The sequence below is a fragment of the Vibrio navarrensis genome (assembly GCF_015767675.1).
Classification (GTDB): Bacteria; Pseudomonadota; Gammaproteobacteria; order Enterobacterales; family Vibrionaceae; genus Vibrio.
Genome location: NZ_CP065218.1, coordinates 292,567 through 318,728, shown reverse-complemented (window position 1 = coordinate 318,728; position 26,162 = coordinate 292,567). Strand labels below are relative to the sequence as shown.

The 26,162-nt window shown below is 49.2% G+C and carries 23 protein-coding genes and 1 pseudogene; 13 read left to right on the top strand and 11 right to left on the bottom strand.

From position 1 onward, the window contains the following. Positions 1-23: 23 nt before the first annotated feature. Positions 24-860 carry a posphoenolpyruvate synthetase regulatory kinase/phosphorylase PpsR gene (gene ppsR, locus I3X05_RS18175; protein ID WP_039444940.1) on the top strand — a complete coding sequence of 279 codons (837 nt, stop codon included), beginning with the start codon at positions 24-26 and terminating at the stop codon, positions 858-860. Between the two features lie 53 nt (positions 861-913). Here ppsR and I3X05_RS18170 read toward each other — a convergent pair whose 3' ends face one another. Both I3X05_RS18170 and I3X05_RS18165 read right to left on the bottom strand, forming a co-directional pair. Next, on the bottom strand, positions 914-2,491 hold the full coding sequence (locus I3X05_RS18170; RefSeq protein ID WP_337971378.1) for an EAL domain-containing protein: 1,578 nt from the start codon (positions 2,489-2,491) through the stop codon (positions 914-916). Between the two features lie 214 nt (positions 2,492-2,705). Further along, positions 2,706-3,743: an AraC family transcriptional regulator gene (locus tag I3X05_RS18165; protein WP_052702605.1), complete on the bottom strand. Its 1,038-nt coding sequence runs from the start codon at positions 3,741-3,743 to the stop codon at positions 2,706-2,708. Between the two features lie 155 nt (positions 3,744-3,898). Between I3X05_RS18165 and I3X05_RS18160 the strand changes: the two genes are divergently transcribed. The 5 genes from I3X05_RS18160 (at position 3,899) to glpC (ending at position 10,198) form a co-directional block, all read left to right on the top strand. After that, positions 3,899-4,912, top strand: a complete 1,014-nt coding sequence (locus tag I3X05_RS18160; RefSeq protein WP_337971377.1) for a DUF2804 domain-containing protein — start codon at positions 3,899-3,901, stop codon at positions 4,910-4,912. Between the two features lie 24 nt (positions 4,913-4,936). Further along, a complete protein-coding gene (locus I3X05_RS18155) occupies positions 4,937-5,836 on the top strand; it encodes a sterol desaturase family protein (protein WP_337971376.1) in 900 nt (299 codons plus the stop codon). A 167-nt stretch (positions 5,837-6,003) separates the two neighbouring features. Next, entirely contained in the window at positions 6,004-7,671 is a 1,668-nt protein-coding gene (gene glpA / locus I3X05_RS18150) for an anaerobic glycerol-3-phosphate dehydrogenase subunit A (RefSeq protein WP_337971375.1), read from the top strand. After that, complete coding sequence (glpB, locus tag I3X05_RS18145) at positions 7,665-8,978, top strand: glycerol-3-phosphate dehydrogenase subunit GlpB (RefSeq protein ID WP_045572088.1); 1,314 nt, start codon at positions 7,665-7,667, stop codon at positions 8,976-8,978. Before glpA ends, glpB begins: the two co-directional genes overlap by 7 nt. Next, a complete protein-coding gene (gene glpC, locus I3X05_RS18140) occupies positions 8,975-10,198 on the top strand; it encodes an anaerobic glycerol-3-phosphate dehydrogenase subunit GlpC (protein WP_045572089.1) in 1,224 nt (407 codons plus the stop codon). Before glpB ends, glpC begins: the two co-directional genes overlap by 4 nt. On the opposite strand, the gene I3X05_RS18135 is transcribed toward glpC, so the two are convergent. Beyond that, positions 10,195-10,818 carry an HAD family hydrolase gene (locus tag I3X05_RS18135; RefSeq protein ID WP_045572090.1) on the bottom strand — a complete coding sequence of 208 codons (624 nt, stop codon included), beginning with the start codon at positions 10,816-10,818 and terminating at the stop codon, positions 10,195-10,197. The genes glpC and I3X05_RS18135 overlap by 4 nt on opposite strands. A 105-nt stretch (positions 10,819-10,923) precedes the next feature. On the opposite strand from I3X05_RS18135, the gene I3X05_RS18130 reads away from it, so the two are divergent. Both I3X05_RS18130 and I3X05_RS18125 read left to right on the top strand, forming a co-directional pair. Continuing rightward, complete coding sequence (locus tag I3X05_RS18130; protein ID WP_045572091.1) at positions 10,924-11,994, top strand: threonine aldolase family protein; 1,071 nt, start codon at positions 10,924-10,926, stop codon at positions 11,992-11,994. 104 nt (positions 11,995-12,098) lie between these two features. Then, positions 12,099-12,353: pseudogene (locus I3X05_RS18125) on the top strand (LD-carboxypeptidase); the annotation flags it as partial. On the opposite strand, the gene I3X05_RS18120 reads toward I3X05_RS18125, so the two are convergent. The 4 genes from I3X05_RS18120 to I3X05_RS18105 form a co-directional block, all read right to left on the bottom strand. Continuing rightward, complete coding sequence (locus tag I3X05_RS18120) at positions 12,350-13,438, bottom strand: PQQ-dependent sugar dehydrogenase (protein WP_045572093.1); 1,089 nt, start codon at positions 13,436-13,438, stop codon at positions 12,350-12,352. The pseudogene I3X05_RS18125 and the gene I3X05_RS18120 sit on opposite strands and share 4 nt — an antisense overlap. Positions 13,439-13,924: 486 nt before the next feature. Continuing rightward, complete coding sequence (gene yiaY / locus I3X05_RS18115) at positions 13,925-15,073, bottom strand: L-threonine dehydrogenase (RefSeq protein ID WP_045572094.1); 1,149 nt, start codon at positions 15,071-15,073, stop codon at positions 13,925-13,927. Positions 15,074-15,394: 321 nt separating this feature from the next. Then, complete coding sequence (gene elbB / locus I3X05_RS18110) at positions 15,395-16,045, bottom strand: isoprenoid biosynthesis glyoxalase ElbB (RefSeq protein ID WP_045572095.1); 651 nt, start codon at positions 16,043-16,045, stop codon at positions 15,395-15,397. Between the two features lie 86 nt (positions 16,046-16,131). Then, the gene (locus tag I3X05_RS18105) at positions 16,132-16,281 is read right to left on the bottom strand and encodes a hypothetical protein (RefSeq protein ID WP_171816769.1); all 150 of its coding nucleotides are present in this window, start codon (positions 16,279-16,281) and stop codon (positions 16,132-16,134) included. 136 nt (positions 16,282-16,417) lie between these two features. On the opposite strand from I3X05_RS18105, the gene yddG reads away from it, so the two are divergent. Further along, entirely contained in the window at positions 16,418-17,305 is an 888-nt protein-coding gene (gene yddG / locus I3X05_RS18100; RefSeq protein WP_045572096.1) for an aromatic amino acid DMT transporter YddG, read from the top strand. A 36-nt stretch (positions 17,306-17,341) separates the two neighbouring features. On the opposite strand, the gene I3X05_RS18095 is transcribed toward yddG, so the two are convergent. Together I3X05_RS18095 and I3X05_RS18090 are read right to left on the bottom strand one after the other, a co-directional pair. Further along, positions 17,342-18,235: a cation diffusion facilitator family transporter gene (locus I3X05_RS18095; protein WP_045572097.1), complete on the bottom strand. Its 894-nt coding sequence runs from the start codon at positions 18,233-18,235 to the stop codon at positions 17,342-17,344. Positions 18,236-18,420: 185 nt separating this feature from the next. Then, positions 18,421-19,299 (bottom strand): LysR family transcriptional regulator, encoded by an 879-nt coding sequence (locus tag I3X05_RS18090; RefSeq protein ID WP_045572098.1) that lies wholly within the window; start codon positions 19,297-19,299, stop codon positions 18,421-18,423. 154 nt (positions 19,300-19,453) lie between these two features. Here I3X05_RS18090 and I3X05_RS18085 point away from each other — a divergent pair, with 154 nt between their 5' ends. Then, positions 19,454-20,062, top strand: a complete 609-nt coding sequence (locus tag I3X05_RS18085) for a class I SAM-dependent DNA methyltransferase (RefSeq protein WP_045572099.1) — start codon at positions 19,454-19,456, stop codon at positions 20,060-20,062. Between the two features lie 80 nt (positions 20,063-20,142). On the opposite strand, the gene I3X05_RS18080 is transcribed toward I3X05_RS18085, so the two are convergent. Continuing rightward, on the bottom strand, positions 20,143-22,125 hold the full coding sequence (locus I3X05_RS18080) for an acetoacetate--CoA ligase (protein WP_045572100.1): 1,983 nt from the start codon (positions 22,123-22,125) through the stop codon (positions 20,143-20,145). Between the two features lie 227 nt (positions 22,126-22,352). On the opposite strand from I3X05_RS18080, the gene phhA reads away from it, so the two are divergent. Next, the gene (gene phhA, locus I3X05_RS18075; protein WP_045572101.1) at positions 22,353-23,144 is read left to right on the top strand and encodes a phenylalanine 4-monooxygenase; all 792 of its coding nucleotides are present in this window, start codon (positions 22,353-22,355) and stop codon (positions 23,142-23,144) included. Beyond that, positions 23,137-23,469 (top strand): 4a-hydroxytetrahydrobiopterin dehydratase, encoded by a 333-nt coding sequence (locus tag I3X05_RS18070; RefSeq protein WP_045572102.1) that lies wholly within the window; start codon positions 23,137-23,139, stop codon positions 23,467-23,469. Before phhA ends, I3X05_RS18070 begins: the two co-directional genes overlap by 8 nt. A gap of 204 nt (positions 23,470-23,673) precedes the next feature. On the opposite strand, the gene I3X05_RS18065 is transcribed toward I3X05_RS18070, so the two are convergent. Next, positions 23,674-25,443: a choice-of-anchor I family protein gene (locus I3X05_RS18065; protein WP_045572103.1), complete on the bottom strand. Its 1,770-nt coding sequence runs from the start codon at positions 25,441-25,443 to the stop codon at positions 23,674-23,676. A 109-nt stretch (positions 25,444-25,552) separates the two neighbouring features. Here I3X05_RS18065 and I3X05_RS18060 point away from each other — a divergent pair, with 109 nt between their 5' ends. Further along, positions 25,553-25,897 (top strand): HopJ type III effector protein, encoded by a 345-nt coding sequence (locus tag I3X05_RS18060; protein ID WP_045572104.1) that lies wholly within the window; start codon positions 25,553-25,555, stop codon positions 25,895-25,897. Positions 25,898-26,162: the final 265 nt, after the last annotated feature.

Here is a 26,162-nt window from a genome sequence, read left to right as displayed (position 1 = left end):
ATATTTTTAAAATTTAAACAAAAATGCAAACTGAAAAGCAAAGTCGTGATGTATTCTACGTTTCCGACGGAACAGCGATTACCTGTGAAACCGTCGGTCACGTTGTTCTCGGGCAATTCCCCTTTTACGCCAACGAAAAAACCTTCCCTTTTATTGAAAGTGAAGAGAAATTAACTGAGTTGCTCAAGCATATTGAAATATCCTTTCAAACAACGGGCATAAAACCGTTGGTGTTTTTTTCGTTAGTGATTGCCGAGTTTCGCGAGAAATTGTTGCAGGCGAATGCCCATTGTTATGATGTGCTGGAAAGTATTGTCCAGCGGGTGAAAGATGACATCCACATGGAACCCGTGCCTAAGCTGCAACGTTCGCGCAGCGTCAGCAAAGACACCGACACCTATTTTGATCGTATTGCGGCCATTGAGTACACCTTGGCACATGATGATGGCATTTCTCTTAAAGGTTTGGAGCAGGCAGACATCATTTTGCTTGGCGTCTCACGCAGTGGTAAAACCCCAACCAGCTTGTACATGGCAATGCAATTTGGTTTGCGCGTGGTTAACTATCCGTACATTGACGACGATATTCGTGGGCTTAAATTGCTGCCGGAGTTTGAGATCCACCGGCACAAGTTATTCGGCTTGACGATTGCGCCAGAGCGTTTGACCGAGATCCGGCAAAATCGTTTGGCGGGCAGTGAGTACGCCAGTACCGCACAGTGCCAACATGAACTGGCTAACGTGGAAGCGCTGTTTCGCCGCGAAGCAATCCCTTACATCAACACCACCTCTTTGTCGGTGGAAGAGATTTCGACCCGCGTGCTGGAGAAAACTGGCCTGAAGCGTCGCTTGTTCGGATAAAAGCCGAGGTTGCTAGTCAGCCTCGGCAAAAATCGAAGAGATCAATCAAGGATTTAGGAATCTAGTATCGCGATAAGCTCAGTGGGCGCGGTGCGGTTTTCTAGCAAGTATTGGCGAAATTGCTGCTCCGGAAGCGCGGTTGAGTAGTAAAAACCTTGAATATTGCGCACACCGAGTTGGGCTAAAATGTCGAGCTGCGATTTTTCTTCTACCCCTTCTACGACTACATCCATATGCAGAGTTTCTGACAGTGCTAGCATCGACATCAGCAGCGGCTGAGTGTTGGAGTCATTGGTCAGATTGTTAATAAATACGCGATCAATTTTCATGATGTCAAACGGATACTGGCGAATAAAGTTCAGCCCAGAGTAGCCAGTGCCAAAATCATCCACCGCGATGCGAATGCCCAAATTTCCCAGGTAGGTGAGGTGCCTGCGCAGCGTGGTAAGATCGTCTGGGCTAAACACGCTCTCTTCGGTGATCTCAAACACCAGACGGTGGCTAATCTCCGGTTTATCTTTGAGTTGTTCGGTGACCTGAAAAATAAAATCTTGGTTAAGCACCACCTGACGGCTGATATTAATGCTCACATAGCCTTGAGGGTAGAGCTCACTGGTGGTTTGCAGCAGTTGGATAGCTTTGGCGAGAACAAAACGTGTGATCGGTTCGATAAGACCGACTTTTTCAGCTAGTGGAATAAAAATACCCGGAGAAACAAAACCTTGTACCGGATCGTTCCAACGTAGCAGCGATTCACACCCCACCACTTTATTGGTTTTCAGATCGACAATCGGCTGAAAATGCACCGATAAATTTTGTTTCTTAATCGCATTGGTCAGAGCGTATTCAATGCTGTTATGCGTGATGTGTCTTTGGCGCAATTGAGCAGAAATCAGCAGCACTATGGTGGCGACCAACAAGCCAATCCACGCGTTTTTCAGCAAATATTCGAGATAAAAACCGCGTCCAACAGCAGAGTTGATAACGACTGGGAAGCGTTTTGACGTGACTTGCAGTTGGTTAATCGGCTCGGCCAAGGTGAGGCTTTTGACTGGCCTGCCAGCCACGTGGATCTCGTAGTCTAAATCGCCAAAGGAGAGGATCCCGCGAGTGATCAGTTGCAAATAGTTGGTGGGAAACAGCACGCTTAGCCCGCGCAGTGTATCGTCGCCAAAAATATAGATCAGCGCCATTTCGCCCGTGAGCGCTGTTTTAGTAAAAGAAAGCGTCGCGCGTTCAGGACTTTCATCCAAACGTTGCAGTATCGATTTGTAGAGATAAAACGACACGTTAACTTCATTGCTGGTGCAGAACACGCGGCCAGTATCGTCAAAGGTGCCGATCTCTTTGGTCATACCAAGATTGAGAATGCTCTTGCGCAGTTCGTAAGTAAGGGTGCGACATGGCTGAGAGAAAATCGCTGGGCTAAAAAGATAGTTGAGCTGGATGCGTGTCTCTAAGAGCTCTCGCTCAATGTGGTTGATGGCTTTGTGGGTCAAAGTGCGCTGATATTGATTGGCAAATGGCACCAAGGCACACATGGTGATGGCGAAAGAGACCAGCAAAATCACGGCTACCTTGATGGTCCGTTGCCAGTTATGCCTGCGAAAAAAAGTCTGCTGAGAATTCAAGGTACGTCGTAATCGTCTATTTTTTGCCAAACTATATCGGCCATTGTGGCCGGCGAATAACGGCTTCTGTTCAAACTGTGATCATAAGCCTCAAATATCCTATCGAGGAAATACTTTTTTACCAGCGCTAATATTGCGAGGCAGACAAAATATTGTGCATATGGGCGCTATTGCGCTGTTTTTGTCTCAGATTGCCCATGGTGTTGACAAAACGTTACTTATCTTGACGAAACTGCCGTGGCGCTTTGCCGGTTAAGCGCTTGAAGCTGTGGCGAAAATTAGCACTGTCGCTGTAACCTAAACGATAGGCTATCTCCTCGACACTCAACGCCGTATTGAGTAACAGCTCCAGTGCGAGATCGCGCCGTACCTGATTTTTGAGTTTTTGGTAGCTGGTGCCCAGCGCTTGCAGTTGTCGGTGCAAAGTGCGCGCGGAGAGACCATACCAAGCGGCGATTTCTTCAGCACTGGGTTCCGAGCCCAGACAAGTGTAGAGGTGTTGAGTGATTTGCCGATCAAGCCGATGCGATGCTTGCAGATGGTGCAATAAGGATTCGCAGCCGCTTAAACATTTTTGCCATTTACTCTCTAAATGGCGCAGCAGTGGACGCTGCAACACCTCAACGTCAAAATACCAAGCAAACTCTTGCGCGTTAAACTCAATGGGGCACTGAAAATGGTGTTGATAAGCGAGCGCGTGTGGCGGTGGCGGGTAGGGGAGCAGCATCTGTACGCTCGGCAGCTTTTCTCCGGTCAACTCTGCGCACAGCTGCGCAATCGCGCTAAAGAAATACTCGCTGCAAAAAGGCAGCAACTTGCCAATCTCTAAATTGTTTTCGATTCGGATACAGGCTTGATGTGTGTCGCGCAGCACTTGGATGTGGAAAATCGGCCCGTTGAGCTGCAGGTATTTAAACCCCACTTGCAGCGCTTCAAGCACAGTTTTGCTGCTGGCGATGGCAAAGCCGAGCAGGCCAAAATCGCTGAAACTGGCTCGCTGGCCGCAAATCAGCCCGAGAGGTTGGTCGGGGATACGCTCCGCGGCGAGCTGAAAAAGTGCCAATTTATCGGCAAAACGATAGTGACCTGCCTCTTGGTCTTCTGGCGTGGCTGAGATACCAGCTTCGCCAAGGAACCTTTCGCTCTCGACGCCATAGTCTTGCAAAACGCTCAGCAGCAACGCGATATCGTAACCGCCCAACGCTTGCCAGTGTTTGACTGGTCGATATTCGGTGATCAGTTGCATCGTCATCTTTCTGCCTTCTTGCCTACTTGCTTAAGGTTGTTTATCGGTCGTATAAAACGTGATCTAAACCAGCTTGATGTCCGATTCTAACCTGTTTTATACGCTGTTGGCGCGTCACACTGTGAGTGTATGTTAAATTATTGTGAAGCAAGGACGCTATCATGCTCAAATTGGACTCTGCGCCTAAACGTTTGATCGCCTCTTCCGGTGCGCCAAGCTATGGTCAGTTTGATGAGATTCCGCGCGATTTGGCACTGGAAAACTTTGACTATCGCACTGTGATGGATGCGCAAGCGAGCAAATTCGCGCGTTATTTCGACTACAAACAGTTCCAGTTTGTCAGCATTGTCACGCAAGACTATCTGATTGGCGTGGCGATTGCTGATATCCGCTATCTCACGTCGGCGTTTTGCTATCTCTATGACAGACGGAAAAAGCAGCTGGTGGAAGAGAACTGGTTGCGTCCATTGGCTTGGGACAGCCATTCGGCGCCTTCTCCTTACAACAGCAGCATGCACATCGCCCGCAAACAGATCCAGTTTCACATTGTCGATGGTGTATGGCGGGTGCAATTGGCGACTCGTCAACTGAGCGCGGATCTGACCCTGATGCCTGAGCCCGGCAGCCAAGCGCTTGCGATGTGCACACCTACCGGTTATCAAGGCTGGACTTATACGCAAAAACACAATGCCCTGCGTGTAACGGGGAGGTTCTCGGTGGCAGGGAAAACGCTTGATCTGAGCGGTGCCTGTGCTGGCTATGATTTCTCTGCGGGTTATATGCGGCGTGAAACCAGTTGGCGCTGGGCCAGCATCAATTGCCGCGATCAATTTGGCACTCTTGGGCTTAATCTCGCCGCCGGAGTCAACGAAACCGGTAGTTGTGAGAACGTGTTGTGGATCAACGGACAAAAACATGGCCTGCCACCGGTTTATTTCTCTTTTAGCCGCGCCGATAGCGCCAAATCTTGGCACATCTACTCACAAAATGGACAAGTGGATTTGACGTTTACCGCCGAAAACTGTCGGCGTGAGAAACTGAACCTTTACTGGCTGAAAAGTAATTTTCGCCAATTTATCGGCCATTTTAACGGCGCGATCAGCGACAATCATGGCGTGGTCCACAAGATTAACGCCACCTTGGGCATGACGGAAGATCACTTCGCTCGCTGGTAACCCTGAATACAAAGGAGTGTAACTATGTTGGTTGAACATCCAGAATGGCTTTTGCTGTTGATGGCGCCGCTGTTTGTGGCCTTGATGTTGGCGGAATATTGGCTGGGCGAGAGAAAAGGAAAACTGCCGGCAAACTCTCGTTACGAGTTTAAAGAGGTGCTGTGCAATTTTACCTTAGCCTTGATGCATCAAGGCACGGATCTGCTGGCGGGTTTGTTGCTCGCACATCTCTATTTGTGGCTGTTTGGCTGGCGCTTATTGGAGATTGACATGGGCGCGATGAGTTTTATTGCGCTGATGGTGTTGCAGGATTTTTGCTACTACTGGTTTCATCGTGCTAGCCATCGCGTGCGCTGGATGTGGGCTGCGCACGTTGTCCACCACAGCTCTGAGCGAATGAACTTCAGCACGGCGTTTCGCCAGAGCTTGATGTATCCGGTCGCAGGCATGTGGCTATTTTGGTTGCCTTTGGTGATCATTGGCTTTGAACCACAGTGGATCACCTTGGTGGTGCTGTTTAATCTTGGTTTGCAGTTTTTTGTCCACACCCAATGGGTAAAAAGCTTAGGGCCTTTGGAATACCTGTTTAATACCCCGTCACACCACCGGGTTCATCACGGCGTCAACGCGCGCTATATCGACAAAAACTACGCGGGCGTGTTGATCATCTGGGACAAGCTGTTTGGCACCTTTGAGCCAGAGAGCGAAACTGTGCGCTTTGGCATCAGCAAACCGGTGAACAGCTTTAATCCACTGGTGGTTACGTTTGCCGAGTGGCGCGATCTGTGGCAAGACGTGACCCAGTGCGGTTTAACGCTTTCCCAGCGGTTGAAGATCCTGTTATCGCCGCCTTCAGACACCTCTGGGCAGGCTGAGCTGCGTCATGAGCGTTTGTCGGCTGAGCAGAAGATTGAGGCCGAATAACGCTATCCGCTGTAAGTGGGTGATTCATTTTGTCTGTTTAATGAGCGAAATGAATTTTCGATTTACCAATAAATGCTCGAACACGCATTTTGTGAGTGAGGTATCGAACCTAAAGGAAAAAAAATGACACACTAAACGTATGCTTATTAATGAATAGGAAGAAAGCGATGAAAGCTTCCGCTCATTTTGAAACGGACGTAGTGATCATTGGCGGCGGTGCCACGGGGACGGGGATAATGCGCGATTGCGCGCTACGTGGAATCGCCTGCATCTTATTGGAAAAAGATGATATCGCCTCCGGCACCTCTGGGCGTAATCATGGCTTGCTTCATTCTGGTGCACGTTACGCGGTCACGGATGAAGAGTCGGCCCGAGAGTGTATTCAAGAGAACAAAATCCTCAAAAGGGTGGCCCGCCATTGCGTGGAAAACACCAGTGGGCTGTTTATCACTTTGCCGGAAGACGATCTCTCATTTCAGGATACCTTTGTCGCTCAGTGTCAAAAAGCCGGAATTGAAACCGCGGTTCTCACGCCCAAAGAGGCGCTGGCGCTAGAGCCTAATGTCAACCCGCAGTTACTTGGGGCAGTGCACGTTCCGGACGGCACGCTCGATCCGTTTCGTCTTTGTGCCTCCAATGTGTTAGACGCCAAAGAGCATGGCGGACGCATTTTTAATCACACGCTGGTCGTTGGCCTCATCCGTGAGGGCGATCAAGTGCGAGGGGTGCACTGCCTGCATACGCAAACTGGCCAAGCATTTGATATTTATGCGCGAGAAGTGATCAATGCGGCGGGGATCTGGGGACAAAATATCTGCGAATACGCGGATCTCAACATCAAGATGTTTCCGGCCAAAGGCTCATTGCTCATTCTGGATTACCGCATCAACAACTTGGTGATCAACCGTTGCCGTAAGCCGTCGGATGCCGACATCTTAGTGCCCGGTGACACCATTTCGCTGATCGGCACCACCTCACAACACATCGACTATGCACAAATTGATGACTTGCACGTGACCGAGCAGGAAGTCGACGTGCTTTTGCGTGAAGGGGCTAAGCTGGCGCCGATCATGGCCAACACGCGGGTATTGCGTGCCTATGCCGGAGTGCGGCCACTGGTTTCTGTCGATGATGACGGCACTGGTCGCAACATCAGTCGCGGCATTGTTTTGCTGGATCACCAGCAGCGAGATGGTCTAAAAGGCTTAACCACCATCACTGGCGGCAAGCTGATGACTTACCGTCTGATGGCGGAGTGGGCAACCGATTTGCTGGCGAAAAAACTCGGCGTAGATCGCGCGTGTGAAACCCACCTGCGCCCATTGCCGGGGTCCAACGACGCGCCCAAACCCGCCAAGAAAACCGCCAGTATCGTCAAACCCGTTTATGAATCAGCAATTTATCGCCATGGCGAACGGGCTGAGCAATTCTTGCAGCAAGACAGTGCCAGCCAAACGGTGATCTGCGAATGCGAAATGGTCACTCAAGGCGAGATTGAGTACGCGATCAAGCAGCTCGATGTGAGCAATTTAGTCGACTTGCGTCGGCGCACGCGTCTTGGCATGGGCCCCTGTCAGGGTGAGCTGTGCAGCTACCGTGCAGCGAGTTTATTTAGCCAGTATGGCAACGTCGATGGCACCGCCAGTGCTCATCTACTGGCAGAGTTTCTTGAAGAGCGCTGGAAAGGCATTAAGCCAATTTTCTGGGGCGATGCGCTGCGAGAGGCGGAGTTCAGCTACTGGATTTACGAAGGCCTGTTTGGTGCCAGTGAACTACCAAATGTGGAAAACGGCGACACCGCACAGCAGCAAAATGAGGAGAACCACTCATGTTAAATTACGATATTGCGGTTATCGGTGGTGGTATCGCGGGTTACAGCGCCGCATTGCATGCGTTAGAACAAGGTAAAAAAGTGGTGTTAATCAGCCAAGGACAGAGTGCGCTGCATTTTTCCTCGGGTTCGATTGATGTGCTCGGCAAAACGCCTGCGGGTGAGGATGTGAGTGCGCCTTTTCACGCTATCGAGCAATTTGCTGAGCGTTTTCCTGCTCACCCTTACGCAAAACTGAGCGCGCAAAGTGTGCGCCGCGCACTACGTTGGTTTCAAACCGCTTTAGCACAGCAAGGGATCCCACTGCAGAGCGAAGAAGATGAACATAACCACTTTCGCATTACGCCACTGGGCACATTAAAAGCGACTTGGCTTTCACAGCCGTTTGTCTATCGTCACCGTCAGAGGCTGCCATTTAAACGGCTGCTGCTGGTGTCCGTTGATGGTTATCGTGACTTCCAGCCGTTGCTTGCCAAAGACAACCTGCGCAAACAGCGCGATTTCGCTCAGTGCGCGGTGGAGGAAATCAGCGTCACCATCCCCGGATGTGAGCAACTGCGGCGCAATCCCAATGAACTGCGCTCAATAGACATAGCCCGTTTACTCAAGCAGCCGCAGGCGTTTAACAGTTTGTGTCACCAACTGATGAAAGGGGCGACACCAGACGATCTGTTGATCATGCCAGCCATTATGGGTAACGGTGACGGTTTGGTGTTGTTGGAGAAATTGCGCCGCGAAACCCGTTTGCACTTTCATGAAGTGCCGACCATGCCTCCATCGCTGCTTGGCATTCGTATCGAAGAAGCGCTGCACAAACGTTTTGTCCAAGCGGGCGGGACGCTACTTAAGGGCGATCAAGTGACTCGTGGCGAATGGCATTCAGAACAGCAGTTAAAAGCAATTTACACACGCAATTTGGGTGATATGGCGCTGCATGCCAAGGCGTTTATTTTGGCTTCTGGCAGCTACTTTAGCCAAGGGCTTAAAGCCAATCTCAGCGAGATCGTGGAACCGATTTTTGGTTTGGAGATGGTGTCAAACTCGGCGCGTAGCACTTGGCGCGCAGAGAAATTCTTTAGCCCCATCGGTCATCCATTTATGGCGTTTGGCGTTAAAACCGATGGTGCATTCCGCCCTTATTTGCACGGTGCGCTTTGTCAGAATCTCTACTGCTGCGGCTCTGTCTTGGCGGGGTACGATCCGGTGTTTGAGGGCTCGGGAGGCGGCGTCGCTATCTCGACCGCGCTGGCCGCCGCGCAGCATGCTGTTTTGCATTGCGAGGTTCAAACGCAGGAGGAGTGCGTATTATGATGAATACTTTTGCCAAACATGCCCCTGTGAACACCAGCTTTGACCAGTGCATTAAATGCACCGTGTGTACTGTGTATTGTCCGGTGGCGAAAGCGAATCCGGAATATCCGGGGCCAAAACAATCCGGGCCAGACGGTGAACGTCTGCGCTTGAAAAATCCGCACTATTACGATGAGTTGCTGAAACTGTGTACCAACTGCAAACGCTGTGAAACGGCCTGCCCGTCGGGGGTGAAAATTGGTGATATTATCGCTGTGGCGAGGGGGAAGTTTGCTAAGAAAAGTGTCAGCCCTAAGCTGATGCGCGATTTTGTCTTAAGCCATACCGATCTGTTTGGTTCGCTGGCAACGCCGGTCGCGCCGATTGTCAACAAGATCACCGAACTGAAACCGATAAAAAGCTTGATGCACAAAACCATTGGCGTCGATAAGCACAAGCAGCTGCCGAAATACTCTCACGGCACGTTTCGTCAGTGGTACAAGAAGCAGGCAAAAACGCAAGCGCAGTTTGCGCGCCAAGTGAGCTATTTCCACGGCTGTTATGTCAACTATAACCATCCGCAACTGGGCAAAGACTTAGTCAAAGTGCTCAATGCCATGGGCTATGGCGTGCAACTGCTGAAAAAGGAAAAATGCTGCGGTGTGCCTTTGATTGCCAATGGTTTTCATGAAAAAGCGCGTAAAAACGCCACGCTCAATATCGAGATGATCGAGCAAGCCGTTTCGCAAGATCACACGGTGGTTTCCACCTCTTCGACCTGCTCATTTACGTTGCAACAAGAGTACCCGCATGTGTTGGGCGTTAATAATGAGCACGTGGTACAACGCATCGAGTACATTACCCGTTTTCTGCTCAAAGCATTTATGAGCGGCTACGCGCCCGCGATGAAGCCAATCAACAAGAAAGTGGTTTACCACACCCCATGCCACCTAGAGCGCAGCGGGAATGTGATGTTTACCCTTGAACTGTTGCGCATGATCCCCGGATTAGAGCTGGTGGTGCTAGATAGCGAATGTTGTGGTTTGGCAGGCACTTATGGCTTTAAAGAGGAGAACTATCAGACGTCGATGAAAATCGGCGCGCACCTATTCGAGACCATCAAACAATCGGCGGCGGATTTTGCCATTACCGATTGCGAAACCTGTAAATGGCAAATTGAAGAGAATACCCAGCTTGAGACCATTCACCCTATTAGCCTACTGGCGATGGCGCTTGCCTAACCTGCGCTGGCTGTTAGCGCCGTTTGCAAATAGCTGAGCAAATCATCCAACCGGGCCACAGTGATGGAGGCCTGGTTGGCGTACGGTTTTTCCAGCGTATTACTCACCAGACAAGATGGCATATTGGCATTCTTTGCTGCTTGTAAATCATACAGATAATCACCGACATACAGCACCTGATGGTGCTGCAACTGCCATTCGTCGGCCAATTGCAGCAGCGCTTCGGGATCGGGTTTAGGCGCGCAATGTTCACGGGTGATCAGCTTTTCTACCTTGATGTCATTGTGCGCCAGTTTGAGTTCACTGGCTGCCAGACAGTTACGGGTGACAATCGCGCAGCGCCACGCTCTTTGTTTGATAAAAGCCAGTAAAGCGTGACAGCCCGGCAATGGGGTTGAGCTTTGCGCATCGGCCATCTCATGCTGCAAGATGATGTGCTGCGCATGTGCCCGCTGCGTTGCATCGGGTAGCTTATCGACAAAACTGAGCAAATCTTCCTGTTCTGGGCAACCAAGTGCTTGGCGCATGGAGACAAAATCCAGTGACGAGGTGACTAAGGTGTCATCCAAATCAAAAACAACCGCTCGTATTTTATTGATTTCTAATGTAATTGGTTCCATTTGCTCTCGTTATCACTTTTGTGTTTTCAATCTAGTTTATCTCTTTACATGCGCTTTGTGCGCAGATAAGTTGGTCCCGTCTCGAAAATCACAAGGAACACTTTGATGAAAAAGGATTTACGTGAACTTTGCCACACCATTTTATCTGGCAATCATGAAGCCACGCCGGCGGAGCAGTTTGCCGCCATGGCACAATGGTGTGAAGAGCACAATGTAAAACACGATCACTATGGTGACGGTGAACTGATTGAAGCATTTCAGCAGCAAGTGGCGGATTTACTGGGCTTTGAGGCTGGCTTATTTGTTATCAGCGGGACCATGACGCAAGCAACTGTGCTGGATCTGGTCTGTCAGCAAAAACGCAACAAAACCGTGGCGATGCATGAATCGAGTCATATTTACCGCTTTGAACGTCAGGGCTATCAGTTGCAAAACCGTTTTCACATCCTGCCGCTCGGCGACATGTTTCGTCCTTGGAAAGCGGCCGATCTGGATGCGTGGCCAGATGAAATTTCAGCGGCGTTGTACGAGTTGCCAATGCGGGAGCTTGGCGGCCAGCTTTTGAGCTGGGATGAGCTAAATGAAGTCAAAGCCGAATGCGAACATCGCGATATTCACCTGCACATGGATGGTGCGCGCCTGTGGGAGTGCGCAGCGTATTATCAGAAGAGCTATCAGGAAATCGCCCAAGGGTTTAAAACGGCTTACGTTTCCCTTTACAAAGGGGTGAATGGTCTGGGTGGTTCTCTGCTGTTAGGTGATCGCCGTTTTATCGGACTGGCGTCGATGTGGATGAAACGTCAAGGTGGCAATGTTTACCATCGCACCCCTTATGTGGTGTCGGCTGCGATGCAGTTTGAGCAGCGTCTGGCTAACATGCCCGCCTTGTTTGCTCGTACAGAGCAAATTTATCAGCTAATCAACACCTACCCGCAATTAGCTGTCAACCCATCAAAGCCGCAAAGCAACATGCTGCATCTCATTTTGCCGTTTGGCTATGAGAAAGCGCTGGAACTGCGCGACAAGTTGGCAGAAGAACAAGGCATCTGGTTGGGGCATCCGCAAATTGCGCAGCATCCCAACCAGTCAGTTATTGAGTGGTACGTTGGCGATCGCTTGCAAAGCGTTGCAGACGAACAGTTACGTGCCATATTTGATTGGCTACTCAGTCAGTAAAGAGAGGATTCGATGATCATTCCAGCTTCGCTCAAAGTGGGCGATACCATTGGCTTCTTTTCTCCGTCGTCTCCTGCGACGGTGTTTGCTCCAGATCGTTTTGCTCGTTCGCTCATCTCAAGATCCAAGGTGTATTTGATAAAGTGGCGGCTGTGGTCTTAGGCAAGCATGAACTGTTTAATGATAAAGGCACCGGGCGAGCGTCGATTGATGTGCTAAAAGAGGTGCTCAATGGGCAGAAAGTCCCCATTCTGTATGACTTTGACAGTTGTCATACTCACCCTATGCTGACAGTGCCACTAGGCAGCACCATGACGATTGACTTCGATAAGCACAAGGTGAGTGTGTCGCTGGCTTAAGGCTCGATTCGATATACGTTGCCATTATCGGTGGTGAAATAGAGAAAGTCGTCCGGGCTCACGCTGATAGCTCGGATACGCTCGTTGAGATGGGTAAATAAACGGTCAGTTTCTGCAAGCTGACCGTTTTTTATGCTGACCACGTTAAGGTGGGTCAGCTTTAACGCGCCGATAAGCAGTTTGCCATTTAAGCTTGGATAGCGTTCTCCGCGATAGAGCAGCAAACTGCTTGGGGCGATGGAAGGGACGTAAACCAGTTTAGGCGCTTCGATATTGGGTAAGGTTTCCGCTTCGCCGACACGCATCGGCCCCCAATACTCTTTGCCGTGCGAGGTTTTTGCCCAGCCATAGTTTTTCCCGGGTTGAATCAGATTGATTTCGTCACCGCCACGCGGCCCGTGCTCTACCGACCACAGTTGCGCTGTCTGTGAGTCAAAAAAAAGCCCTTGCGGATTACGATGGCCGTAACTCCAAATCTCGTTTCTTACCGTATCATCCAGCAAGAAAGGGTTGTCGTTTGGCACGCTGCCATCCAGATTGAGCCGTAAAATCGCTGCGGCATGGTTGGCGGGGTTTTGTCCATTATCTCTTTCGCCGCGATCGCCAATCGAAAAGTAAAGTCGATTTTGCTGATCAAAGGTGATGCGACTGCCAAAGTGCCTGCCTGTGGTAGAGGAGGCATCGGCGACAAACAGTTCTTGCCAGTCAGAGAGAGTTTTGTGGCTCAGCTTCGCGCTGGCCAGCACGACAGTGGTGCCGTTGTCGACCTCTTTGCTGAAAGTGAAGTAGAGCATTTGACGCGAGACAGGGGAGAGCGCGACGTCCATCAAACCGCCTTGCCCTGCATCATTGACGTTGGAAAGCGTATAGAGGGGCGTTTTCTTGCCCTTAGTCACATCCAGCAGCGAGATGTGGCCATTTTTCTCGTTAATCACCGCATAAGCGCTGTCGACAAAAGTGATGCCCCAAGGAATGTGGTAGCCGCTGGCAATTTTGGTCGCTTTGAGGTTGGCGGCATAAAGGGTGGGAGAGCAGACCCAAATGATTAAGCTGGCGAGCCAGCCGAGCGCATGACTTTTGTTCATCGACTTTCCTTGTTGTTGGCATAGGCGTTTACGTCACGCCATCCGGCGTGATGAGGAAGTAATGAATCAAGTGTATGCCAGGAAGCAAAAATGTCACATTGGCGAAAGGTGAACAAATGTGTCTTTAATCGTGCTTAGGGTCTGTTGACCTTTTGAGATGATTTTTGCAGCAGTTTGTGGGTTCTTTGTGCAAGGCAGAGGCTTTGAATTGTAGGAGCCTACATGATAAGCCGATAACGCAGCAAAAAGGAGCCACAAACGCTGCCCGAAGGGTTCAGCTAAAAGCGTTTTACTCTTTGTTGAGAGGTGTTTTGCTTAGAATGACTAGGCTACAAACCTCTCGTCGCGATTAAAAGGCTTTTATCTCGAACAAAATTTAACCGCAAAAGGTCAACAGACCCTAGTTACCGGACAGAACAAAAAGGCCGAAAGTGACACCTTCGGCCTTTGGCTTTGCTAATAACGCGTTAATGATAGCCCGCGGGATTACATCGCGGCTTCGAAAATGGCCGAGATTTCCGCGTGCGTGGCTTGTTTCGGGTTGGTAAAGCCGCAAGCGTCTTTCAGCGCGTTATCCGCTAAAGTGGGAATGTCTTCCAGTTTCGCGCCCAGCTCACGGATACCCGCAGGAATGCCAACATCTTTGGCCAGAGCGACAATCGCCTCAATCGCTGCATTAGCGCCTTGCTCTGCGCTCATGCCTTCCACATTCACTCCCATCGCTTTTGCTACGTCTCGAAGACGTTCTGGGCAAATCTGCGCGTTATAGCGCTGAACGTGCGGAAGTAAAATGGCATTACAAACGCCGTGTGGTAGGTCGTAGAAACCACCAAGTTGGTGCGCCATTGCATGCACATAACCTAATGATGCGTTGTTAAATGCCATGCCCGCCATAAATTGTGCGTAGGCCATTTGTTCACGTGCTTCAATGTCGTCGCCGTGAGCAACGGCTTTGCGCAGGTAGGCTTGGATCAGCTCGATCGCTTTGATAGCGACAGCGTCGGTGATTGGTGTGGCTGCGATCGAGACATAAGCTTCGATCGCGTGGGTTAGCGCGTCCATACCTGTGGCCGCTGTCAGCGATGCGGGTTTCGCCAGCATCAACTCAGGGTCGTTCACGGAAATCAGTGGCGTGGTGTGCTTATCGACAATCGCCATCTTAATGTGACGCTCTTCATCAGTGATGATGCAAAAACGGGTCATCTCGGAGGCAGTACCTGCGGTGGTGTTGATCGCAATCAGAGGCAGCATCGGTTTGGCTGATTTATCAACTCCCTCGTAATCGCCAATTACACCGCCGTTGGCTGCAACCAAAGCGATGCCTTTCGCGCAGTCGTGTGGTGAACCACCGCCTAAAGAGATGACGAAATCACATTGGTTCTCTCTAAGTAGCGCCAAGCCTTGGTTGACGTTGCTGATGGTTGGGTTTGGCTGAGTGCCATCAAAAACCACGGTTTCGACAGAACGCGCCGTCAGCAGATCTTGTACCTGCTTAACCACGCCAATTTGATTGAGTATTTTGTCAGTGACGATTAAACCCTTAGTGAAACCTTGCGCTTGAATGTTGTCAGCGGCGTCTTTTAAGCAGCCCGCGCCCATAAGGTTGATCGTAGGGATAAAAAATGCACTCGTCATTGGAATTGCTCCGTAATTAGTTGTTATCGGTTTACGCCGCTACTCTGTCACAGGCTAAGGCAAAAAAAATTTGATCTCAGACAAGTTGGGGGAGGGAAATCCCCCGTGATGATAGGGAAGTGTGAACGAGATCCTGTTGCACATAAAAAAGGTGACACTATTGGTATTTTAATTAGATTTTCTCATGTTTGAAGGCAATCGTTTTCGCAATAATAACTGATAAAATACTTATGATTTATATGGTTATGCTCTACGGTAAAAAATACCTCCCAAAAATGAGAGGTATTTTATGGATTTCGGCTAATGATAAAACTGAGCGAATTATGCGATTTCGACCAGTTGTTCCACCAGTTTTTCTATCCCACTGGCTGCTTCGGAAATCGAATTTGCCAGCATATAAGCGGGCGTTGATAGCACCTTATGTTTGGCATCAAAGTGCACTTGATTCACCGTGCAATTAACGTGTACGCCACCTAACTGGTTGAACGCGGCGGCAGTGGCTTCGTCGTTGCCTATCGTGCCTTCTACCCCATTCGGGTAGATCATAGGGATAATGATTGGCGCAATGCACAAGTAACCGGCGGGTTTGCCTAGTTGCGCGAATGTGCGACAAGCATGGGCAACATCGGCATTGATGCTGCATTCAGCTCCCTTGACCGCAAAATTAGTGAGGTTTTTCGCTGCGCCAAAGCCGCCTGGCAGTAACAAAGCATCAAACTCCTCTGCGTGCAGTTTCGCCACATCTTCAATCTGACCGCGCGCAATACGTGCTGCTTCGACCAACACATTGCGCGTCTCATCCATCTCTTCGCCTGTTTTGTGGTTAAGTACGTGCAACTGTTCAATATTTGGGGCAAAGCAATGCCAGCTCGCCCCTGCCTTTTCTATCGCGTGCAACGCAAGAACCGCTTCATGCAACTCGCTGCCATCAAAAACGCCTGCGCCACTGAGAATCACCGCAACTTTTTTCATTTTTTCTGTCCTGTGGTTGATCGTTGTTCCCTTTACTCTAGCCAATTCTGTTGGCGATGAAGCAAAGTTTGGCGAATTTTGTGCACTTACTCCACGCAGGGTTGAGGCGCAGAGTCGGCTTCTTGGTGCGAGTTTGATGGGGATGTTTCTTCGCCTTCTTCCTCTTGTTCATTTTCTGGGTAAACGCGCACCACAAAAGGTGTGAGCATGACACTGGATGGCATAAATCGCTTCATAACGTCTCCGACTGATCATTCCTTGCTGCTTTATAGCCACATAACGTCGAGATGGTATTGAAGTAGGTCATTTTTGCAGTAAGCTGTCTGCTTTGCTGATTTATGCTGCGTTTAAGATCACACTGGAAAAAGAACGATGACCAATAAATACACCTTGTTTGGCTTGCTGGCGATTTTGTTTTGGAGCTGTTTGCTCGCCATGACACGTATGGTGGCGGAATCATTTGGTCCGGTCGGCGGCGCCGCATTGCTCTACAGCGTGAGCTCGCTACTATTGGTGCTGGTTTTAGGCGTGCCCAAGCTGCGCAATTTTTCTTGGCGTTATTTGCTGATTGGCGGCGCTCTGTTTGTCAGCTACGAAATTTTACTCGCTTTGTCATTGGGTTTTGCCGACAGCCGCATGCAATCGATCCAAGTTTCTATCGTCAATTATTTGTGGCCTGCGTTGACTGTGCTCTTTGCTGTCTGGGGGAGTGAGAAAAAGCCCAACTTGCTATTGTATCCTGCTGTTTTGCTTGCGTTTATGGGGGTGGCTTGGACGGTGGGCGGCGAGCAGGGCTTGTCACCAAGCATGATTGCGCAAAACGTCATGGCTAATCCTTTGGTGTTTGCCATGGCGTTTGTTGGCGCAATCATTTGGGCCGTTTATTGCAATATCACCCAGCGACAGCAATCCAAACACAGTGCGATTACGCTTTTTTTCATCGCCACTGCAGCGGCTCTGTGGGTGAAGTATTTTCTCACTGACGCCGAACCGTTGAATTTTACCTTAGGCAGCAGTGTCAATCTGATATTGGCTGCGGGGCTGATGGCGGGAGGCTATGCGTTGTGGAATGTGGCGATCGTTGGTGGCAATATGGTGTTTTTGGCCACCATGTCGTATTTCACCCCCGTACTTTCTTCATTTCTTTCGTCGTTCATTCTTGGGGTCAGCCTACCTGGGGCATTTTGGCAGGGCGTATTTATGGTAACACTGGGATCACTCGGCTGCTGGTGGGTAACGCGCAAGAAAAACGCCGCATGATGACGCGGCGTTTGGCCAATTTAATGAGCAGTGTTTTTAATGAGCAATGTTGAGATTGAGTTGCAACTTAAACGGATGTTTGGAAAGCTGGTCGCGCAACTTGTTACGGGTATTTTCTAGCTCTGCCAAGGCTAACGTTTGATTTTTGACATGCAGGTCAACGTCGACGCGCAGCTCTTGGCCTACTTTTGTTACCCCTGCCAGCTTAAGATGCTGTGAAGTTTGTTGTTCAATAAACTGGATATCGCTACCCACGCGTTTGCACAGCTCTTCGTCTGGCGACATCATCAACAGCTCTCGCAGTGCATCTTTCAGCATGCCAAGCGGCACTTTGATAAAGTAAAACGACATTGCCAACATCATCACTGGGTCAGCATACACAGCGAACTCTTCGTATGGGGTGTACGTTACCGCCCAAGACATCACAAAACCAATCGAGACCACTGCACTGAGCAGCGCATCCATCTGCCATTGTTTCACTTCCGCTTCAATCAGGCCAGACGAGAACTGGCGGCTCTTTTTAACGATAAACCACCACACATACGCGCAACCTATTACACAAGAGGTTTCGAAGAAGATCGCCACTGACGCATCAACTTCGCGTCCACCATTAAACAAATCGGTTACTGCTGAGTAGAGTGAATAAGCCACCACAAGCAAAATCACGATTGCTTTAATCGCAATCACAATTGGCTCTAGCACCGCTTTACCAAATGGGAAAAGGGTTTTGGAAGGCTTGCTGATGTAGTAGGAAGCGGCCAGCGACAATAATGTTAACAGTAAGCTGACCAGCGAATAGATCCCATCGAACATGATGACCAAAGAACCTGCGAACAAGCCAAGTACCAGTCCGCTGATGGCGAACCCCGATGCCGCAAGGGCTGAGAAAGTCAGGATTCGATTTTCGTTCTTTGTTGTCCTGTCACACATAAAATAGTCCAATGGCTAAACACTCTGACATTGTTTAGCGGGCTGGACTTTTTTACAAATGAAAAGTGGATGAAAGAAATATGACCGAAAGGTGGTTTTTAGATAATTTCCTATTTTACAATAAGTTGTGATTAAAACTTACTGTCAGTAAATTTGACGCTCACTGAGGCGAAAGTCTGTGTTGGCTAGAAATCGAATAAATAATCGTTGATGCTGTCCGCCAACCAGCTCATCGCCGGGTGCTCTGCCATGCCACTTGGGGTGAACATACAGTAGTCCTCTTGCGTCAAACCGTAGGTGTGTTTGATGACCGCTAATTTCTGCTCGCGCAGGTATTGGCGAATCAAGGGTTCGGGTAATACGCCCCATGCGTTTTCTTGTAAAATCATGTTCATCATATAGTCGAAACAGGAAAAACCGATATGACGCAGCGAAAAAGGGCGTAGCTCGGGGTTATCTTTCTCGTTGAGATAGACCATCAAGGCTTGCATCTGAGAGCGCAAATCCTCGTCCGAAACTCGCCGCATACGAGTCAGTGGATGATCGGCGCGACACACCGACATCATGCGGATTTTGCCCAGAGGGTTGTAGGTGATTTTTGGGCTATCGATACGTTCATAATCAACACCAAAAGCGAAATCAACCTGACGTGTTTCGACTAAATTTTCCAAGTCACCACTGGAAGCAAGGACGATGTTGAATGAGGTGGATGGGTAGCGTTTGCTCAGTTCATGCGAGTATTCTTGCCAAACTTCATCGGGTAGTGAATCGTCTCGTGCGATCCACATCTCGGCGTTAAAGACACCAGAGACTTGCTCGCAGGTTTGCTTAATTCGCTGCGACGTAACCAATAAATTCTCGCAGTCTTTAAAGATGGCTTTACCCGCTTCAGAAAGAGTGAGTTGATTGCCTGAACGGGTAAAAAGCTCAATATCTAACTCTTTTTCCAGCGATTTTATCGACATACTGAGCTTGGTGCGGTTGCAATCTAGATGGCGCGCCGCTTCAGAGACAGAGCCTAACTCTGCGACGCTACAAAACGCTTCAATTTGAGACAGATTCATGTGTTACCCATAACCATTTTTGAAGCTATAGCATAACTAACTTTTGCCCCGGTTGTTAAGTGGCTCTTTTGCACACAGATTGGCGTTAATAACTCTATGACGTGGCGAGAAATTTGAGTTAATCTATACGCAGTTCCCGTTACAAGAAGTAATTATGGAGGCCATGATGGCACACAATTGGGATGAGGTCGCTAAGGAGTGGGAGAGCAATCCTGCGACGGAAGAATTTGCCAAATCTGTGTTTAATCAGCTGTTAGATCGGGTTGATCTACAGGGCGCAAGAGTGTTGGACTTTGGTTGTGGTACTGGCTTATTGACGCAAAAAATGTCGCCATTGGTGAAAGACATTGTTGCGCTTGATGCAAGCGAAGAAATGATTGAAGAGCTCGATAAGAAGCAGTTGCCTAATGTTGAGCCTGTAGTCGACAGTTTAACGCGTGGTTTAGTGGCGCAGCACCCTGCATTTCGTGGTCAATTTGATCTGGTGGTTGCCTCATCGGTTTGCGCGTTTGTCGATGACTTGGCAGGCGTTTTGGATATCGCTCACAGTTTGCTCAACCCAGGTGGCTGTTTTATTCATTGGGATTGGGCTGCGGATGCCGCGGAGCAAGGTTTAGAGGTTGATGGCCTCACGGAGGAGCGAGTCCGTCAAGCGCTCACTAATGCGGGCTTTGCCGATGTTGAAGTAGGCCCTGCATTTTCGTTAACGATGGACGGTAAAACCTATCCCGTTTTAGTGGGAATGGGTAAACGGCTTAGCTAACCGTTAAGCAAAATCATCAAATAAACGTGAGGCGAGCACAATGCTCGCCTCACGTTTCTCTGTTCCTTTCGTTATTTTTTCTAGCCGTCAGCGTTTACTGTAGCGAACTGAGCGATCTCATCCAGCACTTCTGGGTTGGCAACGGCACCGAGGTTTTTCACTTCTTGCCCGTTCACGACCTGTTTCACCGCCAGTTCAACCAGTTTGCCAGAACGGGTGCGAGGAATATCGCTGACGGGGAAAATTTGTTTCGGTACATGACGTGGCGAACAGTGTGACTTGAGCGTGGCGCGAATTTGCTGCGCAACACTCTCCGTAAACTCAAAACCCTGCGCCATTTTAACGAACAACCAAATCTCTTCATTGCGCTCATGGATTCGCCCGACCGCGATGGAGTCTTCGATGCCACTCAGCGCATTGACTTGCTGGTAGATCTCGGCAGTGCCGATACGCACCCCGCCGGGATTCAGAGTGGTATCACTGCGGCCATAGAACACCACGCCGCCTGTTTGCGTCATCATCACATCATCGCCATGGTGCCAAACGTTAGGGTATTTTGCCCAGTAGGCGTGATGATATCGCTCGCCATCATCGTGCCAAAAACCAATCGGATAGTTGGGCAGAGAGTTGCTGCAAACCAACTCGCCGCGCTCGCCAATCAGTGGCGTTTGCTTATCGTCAAACACGGCGACGGCAACGCCAAGGCCTGCGCTTTGTACTTCGCCCCGATAGACTGGCGAGATAGGGTTACCCAGCACAAAGCAGCCGCAAATGTCCGTGCCGCCGGAAATTGATGCCAAGTGCACATCCTGTTTAATGCTACCGTAGACAAAATCGAACTGCTCTGGATAAAGTACCGAGCCAGTCGAACAGAGTGTTTTTAGCGAAGTGAGCTGATGGAACAGGGCGGGCTCGTAAAAGGCTTGCTGCAATGCTTCTAAGTATTTAGCCGACGTGCCAAATAGCGTCACGTTGTGATCGTCGACCATATCCCACAGTACGGAATGAGTTGGATACACAGGGCTACCATCGAAAATAACTAAGGTTGCACCGCTGGCGAGGGCAGAGACATGCCAGTTCCACATCATCCAGCCACAAGTGGTGTAGTAAAACACTCTATCGTCGGGTTGAATGTCACAATGCAGTTGATGCTCTTTGAGATGGTTGAGAATGGTGCCGCCGACAGAATGAATAATACATTTCGGTTTGCCCGTCGTACCGGAAGAGTAGAGGATGAACAAAGGATCGTTAAAGCCAATGCGTTCAAACTCAATCCCTTTGGGCTCATAGTTTTCTAAAATAGCCGACCAAGTGGAGTAGTTACTGTTGTGAACCGCATCGGGTGCTTGTAGATACTCGATCTCACAGATGTTTACTAAGTCTGTTAAGTTGTCTTCAATTTCGCGGTTTTTTTCCGACATATCGAAGGTTTTTCCACTAAACGAGTAACCGTCACAGCAGAACAGGACTTTGGGTTTAACTTGGCCAAATCGCTCAAGAACACTGTCTACGCCAAAATCGGGTGAAGTCGATGTCCAAATCGCGCCTAAGCTGGTTGTTGCCAGCATCGCGACCACGGTTTCTGGCAGATAAGGTAGATAGCCAGCCACCACATCACCACGTCCTACGCCATTGCGGATAAGCCATTGCTGAATAACCGACACTTGATCGCACAGCGCTTGCCAAGTGAGGCTGTCTTCCTCGCCACGTTCGTTACGAAAAATAAGCGCAGGTTCGGCGGGTTTTTGGTAGGCCGAGGAGAGGAGGTTTTCAGCATAATTAAGTTCCGCTTGCGGAAACCAAAGGTTGTCTCGATTACTCGTATACGCTTGCCACTTGGGCTTCCCTTCTCCGATGATGCAATCGCCCTGAAAACCGATCACATCGCAATAATCCCAGACTTCCATCCAAAACTTTTTGTTCTCGACGATAGACCATTGATAGAGGTCGGCAAAGCTGTCGATCGCTTCGCCTTGCATATTGATGTGCTCAATAAATTTCTTCAGATTGCTGTTGGCCACTCGCTCTTTAGAAGGTGTCCAGATTGGGCTTGACGTTGTCATTGTTCTTCTCATTGTTAATCATTTATTAACATGACTAATTTTTAACCCAATAATGGGGAAAGTCAAACGTTCAGACTCAATCCAGCTTATTGAATTGAAAGGGCTTGATCTGCTTATGTAAAAAAAATGTTACACGGAAAATTGACGGCAAAACCCGCACGAGGATTGGAAGCGTTGAGTTGAGAAGATAGGCTTTATGTAAAGGAAATGTTAACCGGAGATGCGTAATGGACGCCTATCATTCTAAAGCCGTTGATGAACAAGGGTTTGTCGACTGGAGCCCAGAAGAAGACGCGATCTGGCGCGATCTATTTAGTCGGCAAATGGAAGTGATCCCTGGCAGGGCGTGTACGCCGTATCTGGACGGATTGCGTCTGCTCAACCTTTCTTCGCAGCGTGTGCCGCAATTGCCAGAGATTAACCAAGTGCTGCGCGACACCACGGGGTGGTGCGTTGAACCCGTGCCTGCTTTGATAAACTTCGACCGTTTTTTCAATTTGCTGGCTAACAAAAAATTCCCGGTAGCGACCTTTTTGCGCCGTCGTGAAGAGTTCGATTACTTGCAGGAACCCGATTTCTTTCATGAAATCTTTGGTCATTGCGCCATGCTGACGAATGCGAACTTTGCCAAGTTTACCGAAACCTATGGAAAACTCGGTTTTGCCGCCACGCCCAAACAGCGTGCATTTCTGGCTCGTTTGTACTGGTTTACGGTTGAGTTCGGCTTGGTTAAAGAGCAGGGAGAGCTGAAAATCTATGGCGGCGGCATTCTCTCATCGCCCGGCGAGACTTTATATGCTTTGGATGATAGCCGGGCGCAGCGTCGACCTTTTGATGTCCAAACGGTACTTCGCACCCCTTACCGAATTGATATTATGCAGCCCGCATACTACGTGCTGGATGACATTTCTTGTCTGTTTGACCTAAGTCGACTCGATTTACTCAGTGAAGCGGATCTCGCGATGGAAGCGGGTCTGCTCCCTCCACTTTTTCAACCAAAGGAAACTGAACATGCTTGATGAATTGAAATGCGAAGCTTGCCATATTGATGCTATGCCTTTGAGCGATATGGAACAACAAACTCTGATCACTGAGTTGGAAGGTTGGCAATTGTTGCATCGTGATGGTATTGCGCAGCTTGAAAAGGTGTATAAGTTTAAGAACTTTATGCAGGCTTGGCAGTTTAGCAATCAAATTGCAGAGCTCGCGGAACAAGAGTTCCACCATCCATCGATTTTGTTGGAGTGGGGCAAAGTGACTGTGACTTGGTGGAGCCATTCGATTAAAGGGCTGCACAAAAACGACTTTATCTGCGCAGCGAAGTGCGATCAGATCATCAAATAATTCTCACGATTTAGGGCGACATCGCAGTATCGATCTTCGCCCGGCTTGGCAGAGCAACCCTTCTCCGAAAGAGTGAAAACTCATGCCTGTTCTGTCGAGCCTTCTTTTCTTACGCTGTTCAATAGCGAGTTTGAAAGATGCTGACTCTCGCGGTGAGAGCCAGCTTTGCTATAAAGAGCTATAAAAATGTTTTCGATTCCACGTTTAAAAATCTAGGCGATACACAGAGGTCGTGCCGCTGACTTCATTGCCAACCGCCAGAAGATGTTGCCCCTGACGTTGGAAGTAACGAATGGATTCTGGCCCGAGATCACCTGCCAACGGGTTGTACTGGTCGCTGGTGCATTCACCGTCTTTGTTGGTTTGGCTACACACGGGCTGAGAGTAATCACGATGGTTGATGTAAGTGATAAACATTGCATCGCGTGGCTGGCTGACATCATAAACCATGATACCCCCTTGGCGCTCTAAACCGATGAACGCGTAGGTACGGCCATTGATTTTGGCTACTTCGACCGCCTCAGGCTCAATGCCTTTGTCATCACTGCGATCATCGGCACTACGATTGCTGTCGTTACTGCTGTTGAAGTTTTCCCCTTCCATCATCGAGGCGATTTGACCGAACTGGTCACCACTGTCAAAGACTAACTCGCCGTGTTCATCCCAAATGGAAAATGAGCGTGCGCCATAAGTGAGTAGTGTATCGTTGGCGGCGACTTTTGCATTGGGTTTGATGAATTTCAAGCGTGCCAATTGTTTGTTGTCTTTCAGTGCAGCCGCCAGCGGGTGTTTGTCATCGACTTTCAGTTTCTTGCCACGCACTTCATCGATGTGGCTAATACAAAAGCCCAGTTTGTTGCTGTAGGCATCGGTGGAGCGATAGTCCTCTTCTTGCCACGCGAAACCCAGTTCATCGCAGCGGCTTTGTGTTGTCTCGATACCGTATTCGCGGCCATCGCCTTCGTTAGCGGAAAGAATGTAAGTTTTGCCTTCGGCTTGATAGCTGGTGATGCTGTCTGGCATATACAAGCCGCTTAACTGAGGATAAGCACGGAAATTGCCGATCTTTTTATCTTTGTTTGACGCATCTAGCTGCGCATTGGACCAAGATTTTTCTCCCAAAGGGGCAATTTTCTCGATACGCGCGGAAGCAACATCAATGATCGCTAGAGCGTTATTTTCTTGCAGGGAGACGTACAGTTTGCCGTTATCGGCGAACGTTAAATATTCCGGTTCGATGTCTTGTGCTGGGGTCGCGTTGCGGCCAGAGATTCGCACGTTCTCAATCTCATCACGCCGCTTTTCATTAAATGCTTTGAAATCAATTTGCTGCACTTTGGCTTGCATTGGCCCGTTAGCAAGGTCGATCAAGGTGATGCTGCCCTCTGGGTCGACTTGGTAGTCACCGCTGGGTTCGCCTTCGTTAGCACTGGCAATGTAGCGGCCATCTTTGGAAAAGCTCACCATATCGGGCAGCGAGCCAGCGGGGTAAGTGGTGATGAGTGTCAAATCGGACGAGCGGTACAGAGCGATAATTCCGTTAGCCTGCTTATTGGCATTTTCTACCGCGACCGCTACTAAACCGTTGTGGGTGGCAACACTATTGGCTGCGCCAATCTCAATGCCAGCGGATTTCCCAGCGCTGGCCAACTCAATGTGACCAAGTAAGAAAGGCTGGTTATGCTCATCAAGGCGCAACACATCGACTAAACCGGCTTTGGCGTTGACCACGTACAGTTTGTCGGTACAAGTGTCGTAACTGACTATCTCTGCCGCGCTTGAGGCAAAAGGAGCCTCTGCGATGTAACGTCCCAGGTAGGTTAAACCGCTCAATGACATCTCAGTACTTGGAATACTGGTCGTGACTTGGCAAGCAGAAGCCAACTCACTCGATGCGGCCGTTTGCTGCTGTTGAGCACAGCCAGAGAGCAGAATAAGCGCCGTTAGGGCGGCCAAGGGCGAAACACGTGTCATAGAAAACTCCTTTTGATAAATGACTTGATTAACCGCAAGAATCTATTTAGTTTCTGTGACAGTTAAACAGGAGATAGATGAAACTATTGTTTCAGTAAAAGGAAATCAGATGACACTAAATGCACTGCTCGAAAAACTGCAATCGGCCCCGAATAGCGTTGAGTTTGATCACGTGATCGAGGTAATCGACGCCAACTACCATTTCACTCCAAGCGCATTTCGTAACGGTGAGTGCGAGAACCAAGCAGGTCAGAACAATGGTTCTTGTAAGATCTTCTCATTTGCTCAGTTACATGGTCTCAGTGTGCCACAAACCTTAGCCTGTTTTGGCCGTTTCTATCGTGACGATGTGCTGCAATATCCGGATAATCTCGATCATCAGAATATCCGCAATTTTATGCGTTTTGGTTGGAAGGAAGTGATGTTTGAAAGCCAAGCAATAAGCGCAAAATAGCGTTTTCATTGCGGGTTTAACCGAGCCATTTTTTTGATCACACTGTCTTAAAATTAAAGCTACCTTTTTGTCTCAGGGAGGCTTTTTTTGATCTTGGGTTTTGAATAAAAACTCAAAATATTCCTCAGGTGGGCTGGTTCTTCTCTTCAATGTAGAGAGATTCTGATTTTATTTATATTATAAATCAGTTAGATATAAAAAATTCTGAGAATTCTGTCGCAAATATGACTCTTTGTCATAAAAATTTAATCTTGTTATGGATTGA